Here is a 16,932-nt window from a genome sequence, read left to right as displayed (position 1 = left end):
ACCTCGGCCGGGACGGCTACTTCCCGGTTCCATATCTCTCCTTCTTCGCCCGAACCTGCTCGTCGGCCCGCCCATAGGCGGCGACGATCCGGGCAACCAGCGGATGCCTTACCACATCCCGCTCCGCAAATCTCGCGACTCCGATGCCATCCACGCCTTCGAGGATGCGCAGCGCCTCGGCCAGGCCCGACGGCTGGCCCGAGGGCAGGTCCACCTGGGTCGGGTCGCCGGTGATGACCATGCGGCTGCCCTCCCCCATGCGCGTCAGGAACATCTTGATCTGGGCGGGGGTGGTGTTCTGCGCCTCGTCCAGGATGCAATACGCATGCGCCAGCGTCCGGCCGCGCATGAAGGCGAGCGGCGCGATCTCGATCTCCTGCGCCGCGATCCGCCGCGCCACCTGCTCGCCCGGCAGCATGTCGTGCAGCGCGTCGTACAGCGGCCGCAGGTAGGGATCGACCTTCTCCTTCATGTCGCCCGGCAGGAAGCCGAGCCGCTCGCCCGCCTCGACCGCGGGGCGGCTTAGCACGATCCGGTCGACCCTGCCCGATTGCAGCAACGCGACCCCCTGCGCCACCGCCAAGTAGGTCTTGCCCGTCCCCGCCGGCCCGATGCCGAACACCATCTCGCGCCGCGCCAGCATCTCGATATATGCCGCCTGGGCCGGGGAACGCGGCGCGATCGCGCCCTTGCGCGTGTGGATCGCCGGCAGGTCGGCCAGCGGCAGGCGGGGCTCGCCCTGCTCGGCGCCGCCCTCGGCCAGGCGGAGCGCGGCCTCCACCTCCGCGGTGCCGACATGCTGGCCCTGTTCCAGCCGTTTCCACAGCGCGAGCAGCGCCGCCTCCGCCATCTCCGTCCGCTCCGCGCCGCCCGAGATGGCGATGCGGTTGCCGCGGGACGCCAGGCGCACGCCGAGCACCTGCTCGATCCGCGCCAGGTGCCTGTCGTGCTCCCCGTGCAACAGGGGCAGCAGGACGTTGTCGTCGAACTGCAGCGTGACCGAGCGTTGCTCGATCGGGCTGCGCGCGTCCGCGGCGCGGAGGGCGAGGCTCGGAGTGGCGGTCAAGCGGCTGGTCTCTCCCTGGGTTGGTCGTGGCGCGGCGCGGCGAGCGCGCCGGTGAGGGAATTCGGATGCCCGGCCAGGATCCGCACCGGCACGATGCGCCCCGCGAGGTCCGCCGGGCCATCGAAATGCACCGGGTTCAGCCAGGGCGTGCGGCCGGCCATCTGGCCGGGGTGGCGGCCTGCGCCGGTGACCAGCACCTCGGCCACCATGCCGGCGCGGGACCGGTTGAACGCCGCCTGCTGGTCGCGCAGCAGGGCCTGCACCTCGGCCAGCCGGGCGTCCTTCGTCGCTTCGTCCACCTGCCCTGCCATGGTCGCGGCCGGCGTTCCCGGGCGGGCGGAATACTTGAAGGAAAAGGCCTGGGCGAAGCCGACGGCGCGGATCAGCGCCAGTGTCGCCTCGTGGTCGGCCGCCGTCTCGCCGGGGTGGCCGGCGATGATGTCGGTCGACAGCGCGAGGTCCGGCCGCGCGCCGCGCAGGCGCTCGACCAGCCGCAGGTAGTCGGCCGCCGTGTGGCCGCGGTTCATCGTTTTCAGCACCCGGTCCGAGCCCGACTGCACGGGCAGGTGCAGGAAGGGCATCAGCGCCGGCGTGTCGCCATGGGCGGCGATCAGGTCGTCGTCCATGTCGCGGGGGTGGGAGGTGGTGTAGCGGATCCGGGCGAGGCCCCGGACCTCGGCCAGTCGCCGCACCAGACGCCCGAGCGTCCAGGCGCGGCCGTCCGGCCCCTCCCCGTGCCAGGCGTTGACGTTCTGGCCGAGCAGCGTGACCTCGCGCGCGCCGAGCGCCACCAGCCGCTCGGCCTCGGCCACGATCGCGGCCACGGGCCGGGAATATTCCGACCCGCGCGTATAGGGCACGACGCAGAAGGAGCAGAACTTGTCGCAGCCCTCCTGCACCGTGAGGAAGGCCGTGGCCCCCTGCGGCGTCGTGGTCTCGGGCAGGTGGTCGAACTTGTCCTCGGCCGGGAACTCGGTCTCGATCACGGCGCCGGCGGCGCGCGACGCGCGCGCCACCATCTCCGGCAGCCGGTGGTAGGATTGCGGGCCGAGCACGATGTCCACCCAGGGCGCGCGGGCGGTGATCTCGGCCCCTTCCGCCTGGGCGACGCAGCCGGCCACCGCGATGACCATGTCCCCGCCGCGCTCGCGCTTCGCCTCCCGCAGCCGGCCGAGGTCCGAGAACACCTTCTCGGTCGCCTTCTCGCGGATGTGGCAGGTGTTGAGGATGACCATGTCGGCCTCCTCCACCGCCTCGGTCGGCGCGTAGCCGAGCGGCGCCAGGACATCCGCCATGCGGGCGCTGTCATAGACGTTCATCTGGCAGCCCCAGGTGCGGATCAGCAGGCGCTTGCGGGGGGCTTGGGCGTCGGTCATGCGGGTCAGGCTCCACCTGCCCCGCCGCGCGGGCCGCGGCGGAGAGAGGCAGGGGAGATGCGCAGCGTGGCTGCGCGGGTCAAGCGACCGGACGCCGGGAGCGACTCGCCATGCCGGCAGCGTGGCCAATCGCTTCCGCGCCGGTCAAGCGCGGCGAGGGTATCCGCCCCCGGGACGGCCGCCATGGATCGCGGGGCCAGGGGACCGTCGTCCCCTGGCGGAGGGACCCCGAGGGGGGCGGCGGCCCCCTCGATCCGCCCCTGCCCGACCAATCCCTACTTCATCCGAAGCGGCTGCGCCGGCCGGTTCTGCCGCAGCAGCGCCGCGCCCTCGGCCACCACGTCGCTGGCCGCCGCCGTCAGCGCCTTGCGGTCGGGGAAGGCCGCGGGGTCGGCGGGGTCGTGCAGCAGGACCGTGGCGCGCCCGCCCGAACGCCGGGCGATGCGCCAGAAATGCGTCGCGATGTCCATGTCGCCGTACCAGGCAAAGAGCGGCCGGTCGCGCCGGCAGGCCGGCAGCCCGCCGAGCCGATCGTAGACGAGGGAGACCGGCTGCACCTGCTTCGCGTGCTGCGCCGCCGCCAGGAAGGAGGACCGGAAGGGCAGCACCCGCGTGCCGTCGTTCGACGTGCCCTCGGGGAACAGGATGATGCTGCCGCCGCCGGCCAGACGCTGCTGGATCTCCTCCGCCTCCTTGCCCGTGCCGGTGCGCTTGCGGCTGACGAAGACCGTGCGGCCGAGCCGCGCGACGGTGCCGACCACCGGCCATTGCCCGACCTCGGCCTTCGATACGAAGGCGGCCTCGAGCACCCCGCCCAGGACCAGCACGTCGAGCCAGGAGGAATGGTTGGAGACATAGAGCACCGACCCGCCCGGCGCCGGCGCGCCGATCACCTGGATGCGCAGGCCGATCAGCCGGCAGAGCACGCGGTGGTAGGTGCGCGCGAAGACGATGCTGCCCCGTCCGGGCAGCAGCATCAGGACCGACTGCACCGGGATGGAGACCGCGGTCCAGAGCACGGCGAAGATGATCCGCCGCACCGCCCGGATGCGCCCGCCGATCGGGCGTGGCTCCATCACGTCGCCCCAGACGTCGCCCGGCATCCAGGGGCGGAAGTTCAGCGGATTGCGGCGCAGGAGGCGGCGGGGCCTCAGCGCCTCCTCGGGCGAACGGGCGACTGTGTCCATGGATCAGCGAGGTAGCGTGGCCACCATGGCGCCGCAATGACGGCGTCGAGAAGGATGCGTGACGGCGGCGCTTGCCCGGGCGCCCCGGGGCCGTCCAGCATGGCCCTGCCATTCCGGGACCCGCCGCCATGATCCTTCGCCGCCACATCCTCGCCGCCCCTGCCCTGCTGGCCCCGGGCGCCGCGCGCGCGCAGGGCGCCTGGCCCGACCGGCCGGTGCGGATCGTGGTGCCCACGGCCGGCGGCGCGGGCACGGCGGACACGCTGTCCCGCATCATGGCGCAGGAGCTCGAGCGGCGGCTCGGCCAGCGCGTGCTGATCGAGAACCGGCCGGGCGCCAACGGCAATGTCGGCGCGGCCCATGTCGCGCGCAGCGCGCCGGATGGATACACATTCCTGTGGGGCTGGGCCGGCACGCTCGCGACCAATGTCACGCTCTACGCCGACCTGCCCTTCGACCCGGTGCGCGACTTCGAGCCCGTGGTGCTGGTGGGCAACGTCCCGAACATCCTGGTGGTGAACAAGGACCTCGGCCCGCGCACGCTCGCCGAGTTCACCGCCTTCGCGCGCGCCAATCCCGGCCGGATCAACTTCGGCTCGACCGGCAACGGGTCCTCGATGCACCTGGCGGGGGAGCTCTATCGCCAGATGACCGGCACCGACATGCAGCACGTGCCGTATTCCGGGCCGGCGGCGGCGGTGACCGACCTGCTTTCCGGGCGCATCCAGGCGATGTTCAACCTCGTGACCGGCGCGCTGCCGCAGGTGCAGTCGGGCAGCGTCGTGCCGGTCGCGGTGCTGGCCGATGCCCGCGTGCCGCAGCTGCCCGAGGTGCCGACGGCCGCGGAAGCCGGCCTGCAGGGCCTCGCCTTCGGCACCTGGTTCATGGTGATGGCGCCCAAGGGCACGCCGGAGCCGGTGCTCGCGCGGCTGAACGCGCTGGCGAACGAGGTGATCGCCGACCCTGCCGCGGCGGCGCGGCTGCAGGCCGCCGGCATGGCGCCGCTGGGCGGCACGCGCGCGCGCGCCGCGGCCTTCCTGGCGGATGAGATCGCGCTGCACCGGCGGATCGTGCGCGCGAGCGGCGCGCGGATCGACTGATGCCGGCCGCGCCCGGCACAGCCGGCGCGGCGCGCTCAGCGCGACATCTCGTCCGCCACGGCGCGGTCGGCCGGGTCCTCGCTCGCGGCGAGGCCCGCGACCACCCCGGCCCGGTCTGCCTCGCTCCGGTTCTGGCTGAGCTTGCGCTTGCCGATCAGCGTCCCGATCCGCAGCACGACGCCGACGATGCCCTTCAACTGCCCGGCCACGAAGGCCGCGGGCGCGTCGGTCACGGCCCAGGGCGCGGCGCGCGGCGATTCGTGCCGCTCGGTCAGGCGGGAGACCAGGGCGTGCAGCCGTTCACCGTCCTCGATAACCTCGACCGCGCCGATCGCGTGCACCGCCACGTAGTTCCACGTCGGCACGACGCGCCCGTGCTCCTGCTTCGACGCATAGAGCGAGGGCGAGACATAGGCCTCCGGCCCCGGGAAAATGGCGCGCGCGACGCCGGCCGCGGCCAGGCCCCGCCAGTGCGGGTTGGCCTTCGCGACATGACCGTAGAGCGTGCCGTGGGGGCCCTCGGCCGCCTCCAGCACCAGCGGCAGGTGCGTGGCTTCCGGCGCGCCGCCGTCCGGCGCGGCGCTGACCAGCAGCGCGAGCCGCGCGGCGCGCATGATGCCGTGCAGCACCTCGGGCCGGTCCTCGCGGAAGGCGGGCGGGTTGTACATGGCGCGATGCTCCTTGCCGGTGCAGGCTAGGGTGTTTTCCTCAGCGGCGGAATCGGCACCGGCCCGCGGGCCGGTGCCGGTCATGCGAAAAACGCTCTATCCTCGCGCCGGGCCCGCCGGGAACCGGCACCGCCGCGGAGGAGACATGCCATGGACGAGGACCGTTTCAACATGGAACTACGCAAGTTCCTCAAGGAGGTCGGCGTCACCTCGCAGCGCGAGATCGAGCGCGTCGCGCGCGAAGGCTCGGTGAAGGGCAAGGTGCTGCGGCTGCACATGGCGCTGACCTCCCCGGATGCGCCGGGGCTGCAGCATGTCGTCGAAGCCGAAATCCGGCTGGACTGACCGCCCCATGCCCGAGGACCTCATCCGCCTCACGGCGACGGAGGCGGTGGCCCGGCTCTGCACCGGCGAGATCACGCCGCTCGACCTGATCGAGGCCGCCGCTGCGCGGATCGCGGCAGTGGAGCCCGCGGTCAACGCGCTGCCGACCCTCTGCCTCGACCGGGCGCGCGACCACGCGAAGGCTCTGCTGCGCGGCGAGCGCCGCGACGCCGAGGGCGAGGCCGGCTGGCTCGCCGGCCTCCCCGTCGCGATCAAGGACCTGACGGACGTCGCCGGCGTGCGCACCACCTACGGCAGCCCGATCTTCGCCGACCACGTGCCCGCCTGGAGCCACCCGATCGTCGAGCGCATCGAGCGCAAGGGCGGCATCGTCGTCGCCAAGTCCAACACGCCGGAATTCGGCGCCGGCGGATCGACCTTCAACGAGGTCTTCGGCCGCACGCGCAACCCGTGGAACACGTCGCTCACCTGCGGCGGGTCGACCGGCGGCGGCGCGGTGGCGCTGGCCACGGGGGAGGTCTGGCTCGCGCATGGCTCGGACCATGGCGGCTCGCTCCGTCGGCCGGCGACCTACTGCTCGGTCGTGGGGCTGCGCCCTTCCCCCGGCCGCGTGACGCGCGGGACGGAGGAGGACCTCTGGTCCACCCTGTCGGTCCAGGGGCCGATGGCGCGCAACATCCCGGACCTGGCGCTGTTCCTCGACGCCATGGCGGGCTGGGACCTGCACGACCCGCTGACCTACGACGCGCCGGCGCGCCCCTACGTCGACGCCGTCGCCGCCGCCGAGGCCGAGCGGCCCGTCCGCATCGCCTTCACCACCGATTTCGGCGGCGCCATGGCGATGGACCGCGAGATGGCGGAGATCTGTGCGAAGGAGGTCCGCCGCTTCGAATCCCTGGGCTGCATCATCGAGGAAACCCACCCGCCCATCGGCGACCTGATGGAGGCCTTCCTCGTGCTGCGCAGCCAGCATTTCGTGGTGGACCGCGAGAGCCTGCTGGCGACGCAGCGCGACAAGCTCAAGCCCGACATCGTCTGGCAGACCGAGCGCGGCCTGACCGAGACGCCGTCCCGCCTCGCCTGGGCGGAGCATGAGCGCGCGCGCTTCTTCCGCGCCATGCGCGACATCTTCGCGCAGTGCGACGTGCTCATCACGCCGGGCGCCTCGAGCCCGGCCTTCGACGTGATGCTCCGCGCGCCGGAGAAGATCGGCGGCAAGGTGCTCGAGAACTACATGGGCGGGTCGCTGATCAACGCCTTCGCAACGCTGGCCGGCTGCCCGGCGGTCGCGGTGCCCTGCGGCTTCGACCGCTACGGCCGGCCGGTCGGGCTGCAGGTGGTGGCGCCGCCGCGCCAGGATGCGCGCGCGCTGCAGGTGGCGGCGCTGTTCGAACGCATGACGGGGCTCGACCGGATGCTGCCGATCACGCCGCGGGAAGGAACGGTGCCGCCCTACGAGTGAAGGAACGGCGCCGGCGCCGCGGCACCTGCCCGCCATCGCGCTGATCGGCGCTGCGCTGGCGGTGATCGACCGCCGGCCGCGCGCCTATGCCTCGCGAATCTTGCGCTCGTAGTGGCGATAGTAGCTGTCGGTGATCAGGTCGGTCTTCACCAGCACCGCGATGTCGGTGGTGTTGAACTGGTGGTCGAGCACCGCCCCGTCGCCCACGAAGCCGCCGAGGCGCAGATACCCCTTCACCAGCGGCGGCAGCCCGGCCAGGGTCCGCTTCGCGTCGATCGTCGCGGGGTCCTTCAGCATCATGTCGACGTAGCGGTCCGGCAGGGCGCGCGGACGGATCGCCTCCGGCGCCATGTGATGGGCCGCGAGGTAGGTGAGCTGGTCCGCCAGCGCGCCGAGGTCGGTGCCGGGCAGGGAGGCGCAGCCGAACAGCAGCGCGATCCGGTGCTTGAACACATAGGCCGCGATCCCGCCCCAGAGCAGTTGCAGCGTGCCGCGCGTCCGGTATTCGGCATCGACGCAGGACCGGCCGAGTTCCAGCACCTCGCCCTCGAAGGCGATGATTTTCGAGATGTCGTATTCGGCCGCCGAATACCAGCGGCCGAGCCGCGCGGCGGCGGGCCGGCGGATCAGCCGGTAGGTGCCGACGACCGAATCCGCGCCTTCGCCCCGGTCGTGGTCGACCACGAGAAGGTGGTCCGCCACCGCGTCGAAATCGTCGCGGTCGCGGCGCGTCGCCGCCGTCGCGGCGTCGGGGTGCGCGCCCATCTCCTCGTAGAAGACGCGGTAGCGCAGCGCCTGGACGGCGTCGATCTCGGCCGCATCCACGGCGAGCCGCACGCCGAGCCGCCCGGACCGCAGTTCCCCGAAGCCGGGATCCTCCGCGGTCATGGTTCCTTCCCCGGCCGGCGGCGCGGCGCGGCGCGGTCGGGCTCCGCCTCCTCCTTCCGGCCGAACAGTTCGAGCCGCTGGCCTACCAGCGTGAAGCCGAGCCGCCGCGCGAGGGCACGGGCGAGCGCCTCGAATTCCTCGTCGGCGAATTCGATGACGCGGCCGCTGTCGACGTCAATCAGGTGGTGGTGGTGGCCGCGGTCGGCCGGGTCGTAGCGCGCGCGGCCGCCGCCGAAGTCGCGCCGCTCGAGGATGCCGTTCTCCTCGAGCAGCCGGACGGTGCGGTAGACGGTCGCGATCGAGACCTTGCTGTCGAGCGCGAGCGCCCGGCGATAGACGTCCTCGACATCCGGGTGGTCCTCGGCCTCGCTCAGAACGCGCGCGATAAGCCGGCGCTGGCCGGTCATCTTGAGGCCGCGCTCGATGCAGAGCCTCTCGATCCGGGATGCCGGCTGGTCTTGTGCCGGGGCACGCGGACGGGGTCGGGACTCCATGACGCGGACGAAACCTTCGGAACGGGGCGCACCGGCGTCGGCGCGGCCCGGGACCTTAGTGCGGGACGGGCCGGCCGGCCACTCCCGCGGCGCGGCGGGCGCGGGCGGCTGTTCGATGCGCCCGGCGCCGGCGCGAATTCCCGCCCGGTCGCCCGACGACGGAAGCCCGGATGGCTGGCCGGGGAACGGCGGCGGCCCGCACGGGACCAGGGAATGCGTCAGTCGACGCATTCCCGGATGGTCTCTCAGGCGCCCTTGCCCTTGCCGCGCACGCGCGGCGTGGTGCCGAGGCCGATCTTCTTCGCGAGCGACGAACGATGCTTCGCATAGTCCGGCGCCACCATCGGGTAGTCGGCGGGCAGGCCCCAACGCTCGCGATACTGCTCGGGCGAAAGGTTGTAGGCTGTCTTGAGATGCCGCTTCAGCATCTTGAGCTTCTTCCCGTCCTCGAGGCAGATCAGGTAGCCCGGCGTTATGGACTTCTTGATCGGCACGGCGGGCTGAGGACGCTCCGGCTCGGGCGCCGGGGCGCTGCCGACACCGGTCAAGGTGCGGAAGACCTCGCTGATCAGACCGGGAAGTTCCGACGCTGGAACCGGGTTGTGAGATACATGCGCCGAGACGATCTGCGCCGTCAGGCCCAGAAGTTCGGTCTTTGGATTGATTTCTGCCACGACGTCAGCCCCCTTCAGTCGTCTTCGATAGCGTCTTCTAGAACGGGAGTCACAGGCTCGCAATGTTGCAAGGGATGAATTCGATGAAAAGTATGACAGAAATGGGCCGGGACGAAGAATTGCCGGCGGATGCGCAGCTCGACATCACCTCCGAGACTTGCCCGATGACCTTCGTTCGTGTCCGGCTCGCGCTCGACCGGCTGGCGCCCGGCGCCGTGCTCGAGGTGCTGCTGCAAGGCGACGAGCCGCGCCGCAACGTCCCCCGCACCGCCGCCGGGCAGGGCCACGCCGTGCTGTCGCAGGAAGACGGCGCCGACGGCCGGACGCGCCTCCTGATCCGCCGGAAGGGTTGAAGGCGCGCGCCCGAGGGCCGGCGCCAAGTTTTCACGATCGGCCGCCGAGGCCGGCCCGCAACACCAACGCATCCGCGCCGTCCGGGTAGTAGCGCCGGCGGCGCCCGACCTCGGTCATGCCGCTGCGGGTATAAAGGGCGCGGGCGGCGACATTGCCTTCGGCGACCTCCAGGAAGACCTCCGCCGCCCCCCGCCGCGCCGCCTCGGCCATCAGGGCGCCGAGCAGCGCCGCCCCGGCGCCCACTCGTCGCGAAGCCGGGCGCACGGCGATCGTCAGGACCTCCGCCTCCGCCGCCGCAACCCGGCCCATGGCGAAGCCGAGCGGGTCGTCATCCGACACCGCCAGCAGCGCGAAATGGCCGGGCAGCGCCAGCATCAGGGCGATCGCCTGGGCGCCCCAGCGCTCCGCGCGCGGGAAGGCCGCCTCATGCAGCGCGGCAAGGAGAGGCGCGGCCTCCGGCCCGGCCGGCAGGATCCGGGGCGGCGTCAGGCCGGCAGCCCCGCCGGGGGCCGGACCGCCGGCGGCTCGGCGTAGAGCGGCGCGCCGCCGCGCGGCGGCAGGTGCCCTGCCAGCCGGCGCGCGGCGAGCCGCGCCAGGTCCTCGGCCAGCGGCAGGCCGGGCCGCGCCTCGGCCAGGTCGCCGCGCGCAAGGAGCGCCGCGGCCACCGCTTCGGCGGCATCGCCCAACAGCAGCAGCGACCCCGCCACTGGCGGCAGGTCGTCGAGCAGCGCGACGAGGGGCGCGGCGGGCGTCGCGGCGCCGGGCGCGAAGGCCTCGAGCACCATCCGCCCGCGGCGGTTGTCCACGACCGCCCAGACCGGCCGCGCGGCGCGGTCGGCCTCGGGCAGCGGCTGGGCGAGCACCTCCCCCGTGGTCGCGCCGATCAGGGGGACGCCGGCGCCCCGGGCGATGCCCTCGGCCAACGCGATCGCGGCGCGCAGGCCCGTGAAGCCGCCGGGGCCGACGCCGACCGCGACCGCGTCCAGCGCCGTCGCCGCGAGCCCGGCGCGCGCCAGCACGGCGGCCGCCATGGCGGGCAGCAGCGCCGGATGGCCGCGTGCCGCCTCGGCGGCCTCGGCGGCGACGACCGCGCCCCCGGCCAGCACGGCCGCGGAGCAGCGGGCGAGCGCGCCCTCGATCGCGAGAATCCTCATCGGCGCGCTTTACGGCACTTCGCGCGGCGGCGGGAGGCCGGGCGCGGCCCTATCGCCCCTGCCGCAGCAGCGCCTTGATCTCCGCGATCTCGGCCGCCTGGCGGCGCAGCGCGACGCCGAGCGCGGCGATCCCGATCAGCGCGAGCGCCGGGATCGCCCCGGCGCCGGCATAGAGCAGCCGCGCCCGGTTCCACCCGTCCCCGCCCCAAGGGCTCGCCTGCCAGGCGAGATGCCCGCAGGCGAGGATGCCCGCCACGCCGACCGCCTGCAGGATGCGCCAGAGGATCATGCCGCCCCCCGCCGCGCGATCGCCGCGTCCAGCGTGTTCTCGAGGAGGCAGGCGATGGTCATGGGCCCGACGCCGCCCGGCACGGGGGTGATGGCGCCGGCGACCGGCAAGGCCTCGGCGAAGGCGACATCGCCGACCAGCCGGCCGTCGGCGCCGCGGTTGATGCCGACATCGACCACCACCGCGCCGGGCGCGATCCAGTCGCCGCGCACCATCGCGGGCCGGCCGACGGCGGCGACCAGGATCTCGGCGCGGCGGCATTCCGCCGGCAGGTCGCGTGTGCGGGAATGGGCGATGGTCACGGTGCAGTCGGCGGCCAGCAGCAATTGCGCCATCGGACGCCCCACGATCTGCGACCGGCCGAGCACGACGGCGCGCGCGCCGGCCAGCGCCACCCCCGCCTCGGCCAGGATGTGCATGACGCCCCGCGGCGTGCAGGGCACGAGGCCCGGCTGCCCGGCGGCCAGGCGCCCGGCATTGAGCGGATGGAAGCCGTCCACGTCCTTGGCCGGGTCGACCGCGGCGATGGCGGCCTCGACGCGGATCTGCGGCGGCAGGGGTAGTTGCACCAGGATGCCGTCCACCGCCGGGTCCGCGTTCAGCACGGCGATGGTCGCGAGCAGCGCCGCCTCGGTCGTATCGGCGGGCAGGTGGATGGTCGAGCTGTCGAAGCCGGCCTCCCGCGCCGCCTTGTCCTTGTTGCGGACATAGACGCCGGAGGCAGGGTCCTCCCCCACCCGCACGACGCGCAGCCCCGGGCGGAAGGGCAGCGCGGCCACGCGCTCGGCGAGCCGCGCGCGGAGCCCGGCCGCGATCGCGCGGCCGTCCAGGATGCGGGCGGTCATGCCAGCGCCTCGAGCCGCGCCGCCAGCGCCGCGGGGTCGCCCGCCACGCGCAGCGTCTTCTCGCGGGAGGACGCGCCCTGCGCGACCTCCACCGCCGAGGGCGCCACGGCCAGGGCGCCGGCCAGCGCGGCGCAGGCGGCGCGGTTCGCTCGCCCGTCCTCCGGCGCCTCGGCGACCGCGAGCGACAGCCGCGGCCCGTCGGCCGAGGCGCGCAGGCCGGCCAGTCCGGGGCGGCGGGATTTCGGCTGAACCCTTACCCGCACCAGCACCGCGCCGGGCGCCGCCCGCCAGAAGGCCGGCGCGGCCGTGGCCATCACAGTCCGAAGCCGCTGCGCATCAGGGAGACCTGGATCTCGGCCAGCAGGATGCGCAGCGCCGAGAGCAACAGGATCAGCACCAGCGGCGACAGGTCGACGCCGCCGAGGTTGGGCAGCCGCCGGCGGATCGGCCGCAGCGCCGGCTCCGTAACGCGGTAGAAGAAATCCGCCAGCGTCCAGACGAAGCGGTTGCGCGTGTCGAGCACGTTGAAGGCCAGGAGCAACGAGAGCACGGCCGAGATGATCAGCGCCCAAACATAGAGGCTGATCGCGGTATCCAGCAGCCAGAACAGCGCGCGCATGGGCCCTCCTGCGAAGTGGGGGGAACCTAGTGGCGCGGTCGGGGGCGGACAAGGCGGCCGCGCCGGCCCCGAAGGCGCCTTGACTTCCCCCACGCGCTGGGGCACTCACCGCGCCTCGCGCGGCGGGGCTGTAGCTCAGATGGGAGAGCGCCTCGTTCGCAATGAGGAGGTCAGGGGTTCGATTCCCCTCAGCTCCACCACCGCCCGCGATCCTTCACCAGAATGCCCCGTTGCCCTAGCCTGCCCGGGCGATCTGGGAGACGCGTCGCCATGACCGATCAGCCGCACGGCCTGCCGGGTCACGACAAGGTCGCCCTGCTGCGCGGCATGGCACGGCACTGGTGGGCCTTCCTGCTGCGCGGCGCGGCGGCCATCGTGTTCGGCGTGCTCGCACTGCTGTTTCCGGGGCTCGGGCTCGTCACGCTGCTCGCCTTCCTCGCCGCCTGGCTGGCGGTGGACGGCGCCGCGACCATCTGGCAGGCGACCGCCGGGCGCGGCGAAGGGCATGGCGCCTGGAGCTGGCTCGACGGCCTCCTCTCCCTTGGCGCGGCGCTCGCGCTGCTGCTGGCGCCGGGGCTCTCGCTGTTCCTGCTGGTGCTGATGGCGGGCGCCTTCGCTGTCGCGACCGGCCTCTCGCGCATCATCTTCGCGTTCCGCGCGGCGGATGTGCTGCTCGGGCTGCTCGGCATCGTGACGCTGGCCTTCGGCGCGCTGCTGCTCGCCCGGCCGGGCCCCGGGCTGATCGCGGTGGTCTGGATCGTGGCGCTGGAGGCGATCGCGATGGGCGTTCTGCTCGTCGCGCTCGGGTTCCGGCTGAAGCGCCTCAGCCCGGCGGCCGCGTCGCACTGAGCACGAGCAGCGCCGCCGCGGCGCCGTGCATCAGCGCCATCCCGAGCGACAGCGGCCGGCGCAGCCCCATCCACCAGGCGGGCGCGATCCCTTCCCGCCGCAGCCGCGCATCGGTCGGCAGCAGCGCGGCGAAGAGCATTGCCAGCAGCAGGAGCCCAGCGGCCGGCGGCAGCAGCAGCGCCGGCCACGCAATGAGCGAGGGCAGCACCGACAGCGCCAGCAGCCGCGACCGCGCCCCGGCATCCGGGCGGACAGCGACCAGGCCCCACCAGGCGCCGCCCACGAAGCTCGCGATCACCGCCCCGTAGCCGAGGCCGATGCGCGCCGCGGCGTCGCGCCAATCGGGCAGCGCCAGCATCACGGCCAGCATCGCGAGGCTGGGCAGCAGCCCGGCCAGGCCGAGCAGCAGCGCCGGGCGTGGAACGGTCGAATCGGTGCTCATGCGGCCTCCCCGCCCGTTCTGCGCCGTGGCGGCGGCGGCTGCCAAGCGGTCAGGCGCGGATCCAGGTCTCCGAGAAGGCCAGCATGGCGGTCGAGATGCGCTGCCCCGCGATGTCGCGCGGGATCGGCGCACCGGGCCGCACGCGGCCATCCACCGTGACCGTCGCGCTCTCGCAGCCGACGAACAGGCTCGGCATGTGATGCGCCCCGGTGGCCGAGGTCGCGGGCGTCAGCGCGAAGCAGAACGGCTTGCCGAGGCCGGTCCAGGCGAGCGTCACGGTCGTGTCGCCGGCGCGCACCGTCTCGGAATAACTGGTGATGGCGTCGCCGCCCGCCGCCACACTGTCCAGCGGCCGGTACTGCAGCCCCTTCAGCCCCGGCAGCCCGCGCCATGCCCCGAAATGGGACACGTAGTCAGCCACCAGCCAGCGCGCGAGCGCCTCGTTGTCCGTGAAGCACACATTCGCGCGCTCGGCCGGCGGCGCCTCCTCGGACGGGGAGAGCATCAGCACCAGCGCATGCCCACGCCCATGCGGGGACAGCACGACGCGGAAGAAGGAGGCAAGCGTCGTGAAGGGCCCGGACGGGTCTTGCTTGAGCGAGATGCCGGGATTTTCCCCCGACCACTCGACGGTGCCGGGGAAGGTGATCGTGTCGGTCATGGCGGGGCCTCCTCGATATGCGGGGCCAGCCTGCGACGCCCGGCGCGCGCGATCAATGCCGCTCGGGCGGCACGATCAGCACCGCATCCTCCGAGGCCCGGCCCGCCGCCGCCTCGCCCAGCCGCCGCGCCAGCCGGTCGGCGATGCCGACGCGGTAATGCTGGTGGTCCCAGTAGTGCGTCGCCTCGCGCGTGATGGGGCTCGGGATCATGAAGTCGGCGAGCACGGCGCCGGGGCGGCCGCGCGCCACCGCCTCCAGCGAGCGCCGGCAGGCGGCCCAGTGCAGCGCGTCCATCGAGCCCGGCGCCGGCAGGTGGGACTGGTGGTAGGGCACCAGGAACAGCAGCACCGCGGTATCGCGCGGCAGGGAAGCGAGCCGCTCGGCCAGCAGAGCGTGCTGCGGGAAATCGAAGGCGGGCGTGCCCTCCGGGGCGGGTGTCGGCGGCGACCGCACGAGGTTGGCGGCCGCGCGCGCAGCATCATACGACGCGTCGTTCGGCAGGAAGTCGGCATAGCCGTCCCGCCCGTAGCGCGACCGGCCGAAGCCCAGCATGGCCAGCGCCTGCTTGCCGGCTTCCTCGGCCGCGAAGGGGTTCAGGATCTCGGCATAGCCGCGCCAGAGGTTGCGCCCGTACATCCACTCCGGAAATGGCCGCGGCGTCAGGCGGCGGAGCGGCCCGCTCTCGCACCACACCACGTCGAGCCCGACCAGCACGTGCCGGACCTCCGCCCGGTCGCGCGCGAACAGCTCGAGCATGCGCATCTGCTCCCACGCCGTGCCCGCGTTGATCGAGAGATTGGCGAAGCGGCCGCCGAATACCTCCCCCAGCAGATCCGGGCGCAGCAGGCGGCTGGTCGAGGTGCCGATGACGACAGAATCGAAGCGGGGGTCGCGCGCCAGCATCGGGTAGGCGAAGCGCTGGTTGGTCGTGACCGTCTCGCGCGGCAGGGGCGGCGAGAGCGGCAACATCCCCCAGGGGTCGACCAGCGCGATGAAGGCGTAGGTGAAGACGAGCGGCGCCGCCGCGAAGGCCAGCAGCCGCGCCAGGAAGCGCGCCCAGGGCGCCGCGGGCTCAGAACTGGAAGTAGATGAATTCATTGGGCACCCGCCCGCCGACCAGCAGCAGCATCAGGAACAGTACGACACCGACCGCGGCGCCGACCCAGGGATGGGGGCGCAGGCGGTCGAGGGCGAAGACCTGCGACGCCGGGCCCAGCAGCGCCGCCGCGCAGCCGCCGAGCAGCGCGACCGTCTGCGTCGTGTCCATCGCGACCGCGCCGCGCGCCAGCGGCAGCGTGGCCATCGCCTCGAACATCCGGGCCGCGGTCGCGAAGTCCGGCGCGCGGAACAGCACCCAGCCCGCCATGACGAACAGCATGGTCAGCGCCCAGCCGAGCACCCATGGCATGCGCAGCCCCGCCCTGTGCCAGGCGGCGTTCACCGCCAGCGCCAGGCCGTGCAGCCCGCCCCAGGCCACGAAGGTCCAGGCCGCGCCGTGCCAGAGCCCCGCCAGCAGCATGGTCAGGACGACGTTCACGGCCTGCCGCGCCGCGCCGGACCTGTTCCCGCCGAGCGGCACATAGAGGTAGTCGCGCAGGAAGCGCGACAGCGTCATGTGCCAGCGCCGCCAGAACTCCCGGATCGAGGCGCTGCGGTAGGGCGCGTCGAAATTGGCCGGCAGCCGCAGCCCGAACATGAGCGCGAGCCCGAGCGCCATGTCCGAATAGCCCGAGAAGTCGAAATAGATCTGCAGCGTATAGGCGAGCGTGCCGAGCCAGGCGTCGGACGATGCCAGCGCCTGCCCCGCCGCCGCCGCGCGCCCGAAGGCTGCATCCGCCACGGGTGCGACCGTATCCGCGACGCCCACCTTCTTCACGAGCCCGATGGTGAAGAGCACGAAGCCGCGCGCGAGGGTCTCGGCCGTCTCCGGTCGGCGCGGCGGCTGCGCGAACTGCCAGATCACCTCGTTGTGGCGGACCAGCGGGCCCGCCACGAGCTGCGGGAAGAAGCACACGAACAGGAAGAAGTCGGACAGCGTGTAGACCTTGGCCTGCCCGCGCTTCAGGTCGACCAGGTAGGACACCTTCTGGAACACGTAGAAGGACACGCCGAGCGGCAGGATGATGCTCCATCCGTCATGCCGCCCGCCCAGCGCCCAGGCGACGTTGTCGGCGATGAAGTTGGCGTATTTCACCCAGGCCAGCACGCCGAGGTTCATCGCGATGCCGAGGCTGGCCCAGGGTCCCGAGGGCCGGCCCGCATGGGCGCGCGCGACCAGCCAGTTGGCGAGCGTCAGCCCGACCAGCAGCGGCACGAAGCGGATGTCCCAGAAGGCGTAGAAGGCCAGCGAGGCAAGGATCACCCACGCCTGCCGCGCGCCGCGCGTGGGCGCGAGGTACCAGCCCGCCAGCGCAAGCGGCAGCAGCCCGAGGACCAGCGCCTGGGAATTGAACAGCAC

General features: G+C 73.3%; 22 protein-coding genes and 1 tRNA gene. 6 read left to right on the top strand and 17 right to left on the bottom strand.

Annotation, left to right across the window (positions count from 1 at the left end; genetic code table 11):
- Positions 1-16: 16 nt before the first annotated feature.
- The 3 genes from E8M80_RS14765 to E8M80_RS14755 form a co-directional block, all read right to left on the bottom strand.
- Positions 17-1,066 (bottom strand): PhoH family protein, encoded by a 1,050-nt coding sequence (locus tag E8M80_RS14765; protein WP_170979429.1) that lies wholly within the window; start codon positions 1,064-1,066, stop codon positions 17-19.
- On the bottom strand, positions 1,063-2,442 hold the full coding sequence (gene miaB / locus E8M80_RS14760) for a tRNA (N6-isopentenyl adenosine(37)-C2)-methylthiotransferase MiaB (RefSeq protein WP_137126469.1): 1,380 nt from the start codon (positions 2,440-2,442) through the stop codon (positions 1,063-1,065). The genes E8M80_RS14765 and miaB overlap by 4 nt, the downstream gene beginning before the upstream one ends.
- A 275-nt stretch (positions 2,443-2,717) precedes the next feature.
- The gene (locus E8M80_RS14755; protein ID WP_137126468.1) at positions 2,718-3,629 is read right to left on the bottom strand and encodes a 1-acyl-sn-glycerol-3-phosphate acyltransferase; all 912 of its coding nucleotides are present in this window, start codon (positions 3,627-3,629) and stop codon (positions 2,718-2,720) included.
- A 128-nt stretch (positions 3,630-3,757) separates the two neighbouring features.
- On the opposite strand from E8M80_RS14755, the gene E8M80_RS14750 reads away from it, so the two are divergent.
- Positions 3,758-4,729 carry a tripartite tricarboxylate transporter substrate binding protein gene (locus E8M80_RS14750; RefSeq protein WP_137126467.1) on the top strand — a complete coding sequence of 324 codons (972 nt, stop codon included), beginning with the start codon at positions 3,758-3,760 and terminating at the stop codon, positions 4,727-4,729.
- Between the two features lie 35 nt (positions 4,730-4,764).
- On the opposite strand, the gene E8M80_RS14745 is transcribed toward E8M80_RS14750, so the two are convergent.
- Positions 4,765-5,397 carry an FMN-binding negative transcriptional regulator gene (locus E8M80_RS14745; protein WP_137126589.1) on the bottom strand — a complete coding sequence of 211 codons (633 nt, stop codon included), beginning with the start codon at positions 5,395-5,397 and terminating at the stop codon, positions 4,765-4,767.
- Between the two features lie 150 nt (positions 5,398-5,547).
- Here E8M80_RS14745 and E8M80_RS14740 point away from each other — a divergent pair, with 150 nt between their 5' ends.
- Positions 5,548-5,742: a DUF6494 family protein gene (locus E8M80_RS14740; RefSeq protein WP_137126466.1), complete on the top strand. Its 195-nt coding sequence runs from the start codon at positions 5,548-5,550 to the stop codon at positions 5,740-5,742.
- Positions 5,743-5,749: 7 nt separating this feature from the next.
- Positions 5,750-7,204, top strand: coding sequence for an amidase (locus E8M80_RS14735; protein ID WP_137126465.1), 1,455 nt, complete (start codon positions 5,750-5,752; stop codon positions 7,202-7,204).
- An 84-nt stretch (positions 7,205-7,288) separates the two neighbouring features.
- On the opposite strand, the gene E8M80_RS14730 is transcribed toward E8M80_RS14735, so the two are convergent.
- The 3 genes from E8M80_RS14730 to E8M80_RS14720 form a co-directional block, all read right to left on the bottom strand.
- Entirely contained in the window at positions 7,289-8,092 is an 804-nt protein-coding gene (locus E8M80_RS14730) for a GNAT family N-acetyltransferase (RefSeq protein ID WP_137126464.1), read from the bottom strand.
- On the bottom strand, positions 8,089-8,586 hold the full coding sequence (locus E8M80_RS14725; protein WP_137126463.1) for a Fur family transcriptional regulator: 498 nt from the start codon (positions 8,584-8,586) through the stop codon (positions 8,089-8,091). Before E8M80_RS14725 ends, E8M80_RS14730 begins: the two co-directional genes overlap by 4 nt.
- A 245-nt stretch (positions 8,587-8,831) precedes the next feature.
- Positions 8,832-9,260, bottom strand: a complete 429-nt coding sequence (locus E8M80_RS14720; RefSeq protein ID WP_137126462.1) for a MucR family transcriptional regulator — start codon at positions 9,258-9,260, stop codon at positions 8,832-8,834.
- Between the two features lie 83 nt (positions 9,261-9,343).
- On the opposite strand from E8M80_RS14720, the gene E8M80_RS14715 reads away from it, so the two are divergent.
- The gene (locus E8M80_RS14715) at positions 9,344-9,613 is read left to right on the top strand and encodes a sulfurtransferase TusA family protein (RefSeq protein WP_370287448.1); all 270 of its coding nucleotides are present in this window, start codon (positions 9,344-9,346) and stop codon (positions 9,611-9,613) included.
- Positions 9,614-9,644: 31 nt separating this feature from the next.
- Here the strand turns inward: E8M80_RS14715 and rimI are convergent, their stop codons facing one another.
- The 6 genes from rimI to E8M80_RS14685 are packed head-to-tail and all read right to left on the bottom strand — an operon-like array spanning position 9,645 to position 12,521.
- A complete protein-coding gene (rimI, locus tag E8M80_RS14710; protein ID WP_255467532.1) occupies positions 9,645-10,046 on the bottom strand; it encodes a ribosomal protein S18-alanine N-acetyltransferase in 402 nt (133 codons plus the stop codon).
- A 53-nt stretch (positions 10,047-10,099) separates the two neighbouring features.
- Positions 10,100-10,768 carry a tRNA (adenosine(37)-N6)-threonylcarbamoyltransferase complex dimerization subunit type 1 TsaB gene (gene tsaB / locus E8M80_RS14705; protein WP_137126460.1) on the bottom strand — a complete coding sequence of 223 codons (669 nt, stop codon included), beginning with the start codon at positions 10,766-10,768 and terminating at the stop codon, positions 10,100-10,102.
- A 49-nt stretch (positions 10,769-10,817) separates the two neighbouring features.
- On the bottom strand, positions 10,818-11,057 hold the full coding sequence (locus E8M80_RS14700; protein WP_137126459.1) for a hypothetical protein: 240 nt from the start codon (positions 11,055-11,057) through the stop codon (positions 10,818-10,820).
- The gene (gene folD, locus E8M80_RS14695) at positions 11,054-11,902 is read right to left on the bottom strand and encodes a bifunctional methylenetetrahydrofolate dehydrogenase/methenyltetrahydrofolate cyclohydrolase FolD (RefSeq protein ID WP_137126458.1); all 849 of its coding nucleotides are present in this window, start codon (positions 11,900-11,902) and stop codon (positions 11,054-11,056) included. Before folD ends, E8M80_RS14700 begins: the two co-directional genes overlap by 4 nt.
- On the bottom strand, positions 11,899-12,216 hold the full coding sequence (locus E8M80_RS14690; protein WP_137126457.1) for a DUF167 family protein: 318 nt from the start codon (positions 12,214-12,216) through the stop codon (positions 11,899-11,901). The genes folD and E8M80_RS14690 overlap by 4 nt, the downstream gene beginning before the upstream one ends.
- A complete protein-coding gene (locus E8M80_RS14685) occupies positions 12,216-12,521 on the bottom strand; it encodes a YggT family protein (RefSeq protein WP_137126456.1) in 306 nt (101 codons plus the stop codon). The genes E8M80_RS14690 and E8M80_RS14685 overlap by 1 nt, the downstream gene beginning before the upstream one ends.
- Positions 12,522-12,645: 124 nt before the next feature.
- Between E8M80_RS14685 and E8M80_RS14680 the strand changes: the two genes are divergently transcribed.
- Together E8M80_RS14680 and E8M80_RS14675 are read left to right on the top strand one after the other, a co-directional pair.
- Positions 12,646-12,721 (top strand) — tRNA-Ala (locus E8M80_RS14680).
- A gap of 70 nt (positions 12,722-12,791) precedes the next feature.
- Complete coding sequence (locus tag E8M80_RS14675) at positions 12,792-13,370, top strand: HdeD family acid-resistance protein (RefSeq protein WP_170979428.1); 579 nt, start codon at positions 12,792-12,794, stop codon at positions 13,368-13,370.
- Here E8M80_RS14675 and E8M80_RS14670 read toward each other — a convergent pair.
- The 4 genes from E8M80_RS14670 to E8M80_RS14655 are packed head-to-tail and all read right to left on the bottom strand — an operon-like array spanning position 13,345 to position 16,932.
- Positions 13,345-13,812 (bottom strand): DUF3429 domain-containing protein, encoded by a 468-nt coding sequence (locus tag E8M80_RS14670; protein ID WP_170979427.1) that lies wholly within the window; start codon positions 13,810-13,812, stop codon positions 13,345-13,347. The genes E8M80_RS14675 and E8M80_RS14670 overlap by 26 nt on opposite strands.
- Before the next feature lie 49 nt (positions 13,813-13,861).
- Complete coding sequence (locus E8M80_RS14665; protein WP_137126453.1) at positions 13,862-14,473, bottom strand: hypothetical protein; 612 nt, start codon at positions 14,471-14,473, stop codon at positions 13,862-13,864.
- Positions 14,474-14,525: 52 nt separating this feature from the next.
- Complete coding sequence (locus E8M80_RS14660) at positions 14,526-15,572, bottom strand: hypothetical protein (protein ID WP_137126452.1); 1,047 nt, start codon at positions 15,570-15,572, stop codon at positions 14,526-14,528.
- A complete protein-coding gene (locus tag E8M80_RS14655; RefSeq protein WP_137126451.1) occupies positions 15,547-16,932 on the bottom strand; it encodes an MBOAT family protein in 1,386 nt (461 codons plus the stop codon). Before E8M80_RS14655 ends, E8M80_RS14660 begins: the two co-directional genes overlap by 26 nt.

It is taken from the genome of Roseomonas sp. HF4 (assembly GCF_005222755.1).
In the GTDB taxonomy this organism is placed as follows: domain Bacteria; phylum Pseudomonadota; class Alphaproteobacteria; order Acetobacterales; family Acetobacteraceae; genus Neoroseomonas.
Note: the sequence above shows the minus strand (reverse complement) of the source record. Positions and strands in the feature narration are given on the sequence as shown.

Excerpts from the sequence above, each read along its gene's own strand:
- E8M80_RS14675 (WP_170979428.1), top strand. The coding sequence starts at position 12,792 with ATGACCGATCAGCCGCACGGCCTGCCGGGTCACGACAAGGTCGCCCTG.
- folD (WP_137126458.1), bottom strand. The coding sequence starts at position 11,902 with ATGACCGCCCGCATCCTGGACGGCCGCGCGATCGCGGCCGGGCTCCGC.
- E8M80_RS14700 (WP_137126459.1), bottom strand. The coding sequence starts at position 11,057 with ATGATCCTCTGGCGCATCCTGCAGGCGGTCGGCGTGGCGGGCATCCTC.
- tsaB (WP_137126460.1), bottom strand. The coding sequence starts at position 10,768 with ATGAGGATTCTCGCGATCGAGGGCGCGCTCGCCCGCTGCTCCGCGGCC.
- E8M80_RS14725 (WP_137126463.1), bottom strand. The coding sequence starts at position 8,586 with ATGGAGTCCCGACCCCGTCCGCGTGCCCCGGCACAAGACCAGCCGGCA.
- E8M80_RS14715 (WP_370287448.1), top strand. The coding sequence starts at position 9,344 with ATGAAAAGTATGACAGAAATGGGCCGGGACGAAGAATTGCCGGCGGAT.
- E8M80_RS14660 (WP_137126452.1), bottom strand. The coding sequence starts at position 15,572 with ATGAATTCATCTACTTCCAGTTCTGAGCCCGCGGCGCCCTGGGCGCGC.
- E8M80_RS14735 (WP_137126465.1), top strand. The coding sequence starts at position 5,750 with ATGCCCGAGGACCTCATCCGCCTCACGGCGACGGAGGCGGTGGCCCGG.
- E8M80_RS14740 (WP_137126466.1), top strand. The coding sequence starts at position 5,548 with ATGGACGAGGACCGTTTCAACATGGAACTACGCAAGTTCCTCAAGGAG.
- E8M80_RS14745 (WP_137126589.1), bottom strand. The coding sequence starts at position 5,397 with ATGTACAACCCGCCCGCCTTCCGCGAGGACCGGCCCGAGGTGCTGCAC.
- E8M80_RS14665 (WP_137126453.1), bottom strand. The coding sequence starts at position 14,473 with ATGACCGACACGATCACCTTCCCCGGCACCGTCGAGTGGTCGGGGGAA.
- E8M80_RS14670 (WP_170979427.1), bottom strand. The coding sequence starts at position 13,812 with ATGAGCACCGATTCGACCGTTCCACGCCCGGCGCTGCTGCTCGGCCTG.
- miaB (WP_137126469.1), bottom strand. The coding sequence starts at position 2,442 with ATGACCGACGCCCAAGCCCCCCGCAAGCGCCTGCTGATCCGCACCTGG.
- E8M80_RS14750 (WP_137126467.1), top strand. The coding sequence starts at position 3,758 with ATGATCCTTCGCCGCCACATCCTCGCCGCCCCTGCCCTGCTGGCCCCG.
- E8M80_RS14685 (WP_137126456.1), bottom strand. The coding sequence starts at position 12,521 with ATGCGCGCGCTGTTCTGGCTGCTGGATACCGCGATCAGCCTCTATGTT.
- E8M80_RS14755 (WP_137126468.1), bottom strand. The coding sequence starts at position 3,629 with ATGGACACAGTCGCCCGTTCGCCCGAGGAGGCGCTGAGGCCCCGCCGC.
- E8M80_RS14690 (WP_137126457.1), bottom strand. The coding sequence starts at position 12,216 with ATGGCCACGGCCGCGCCGGCCTTCTGGCGGGCGGCGCCCGGCGCGGTG.
- E8M80_RS14730 (WP_137126464.1), bottom strand. The coding sequence starts at position 8,092 with ATGACCGCGGAGGATCCCGGCTTCGGGGAACTGCGGTCCGGGCGGCTC.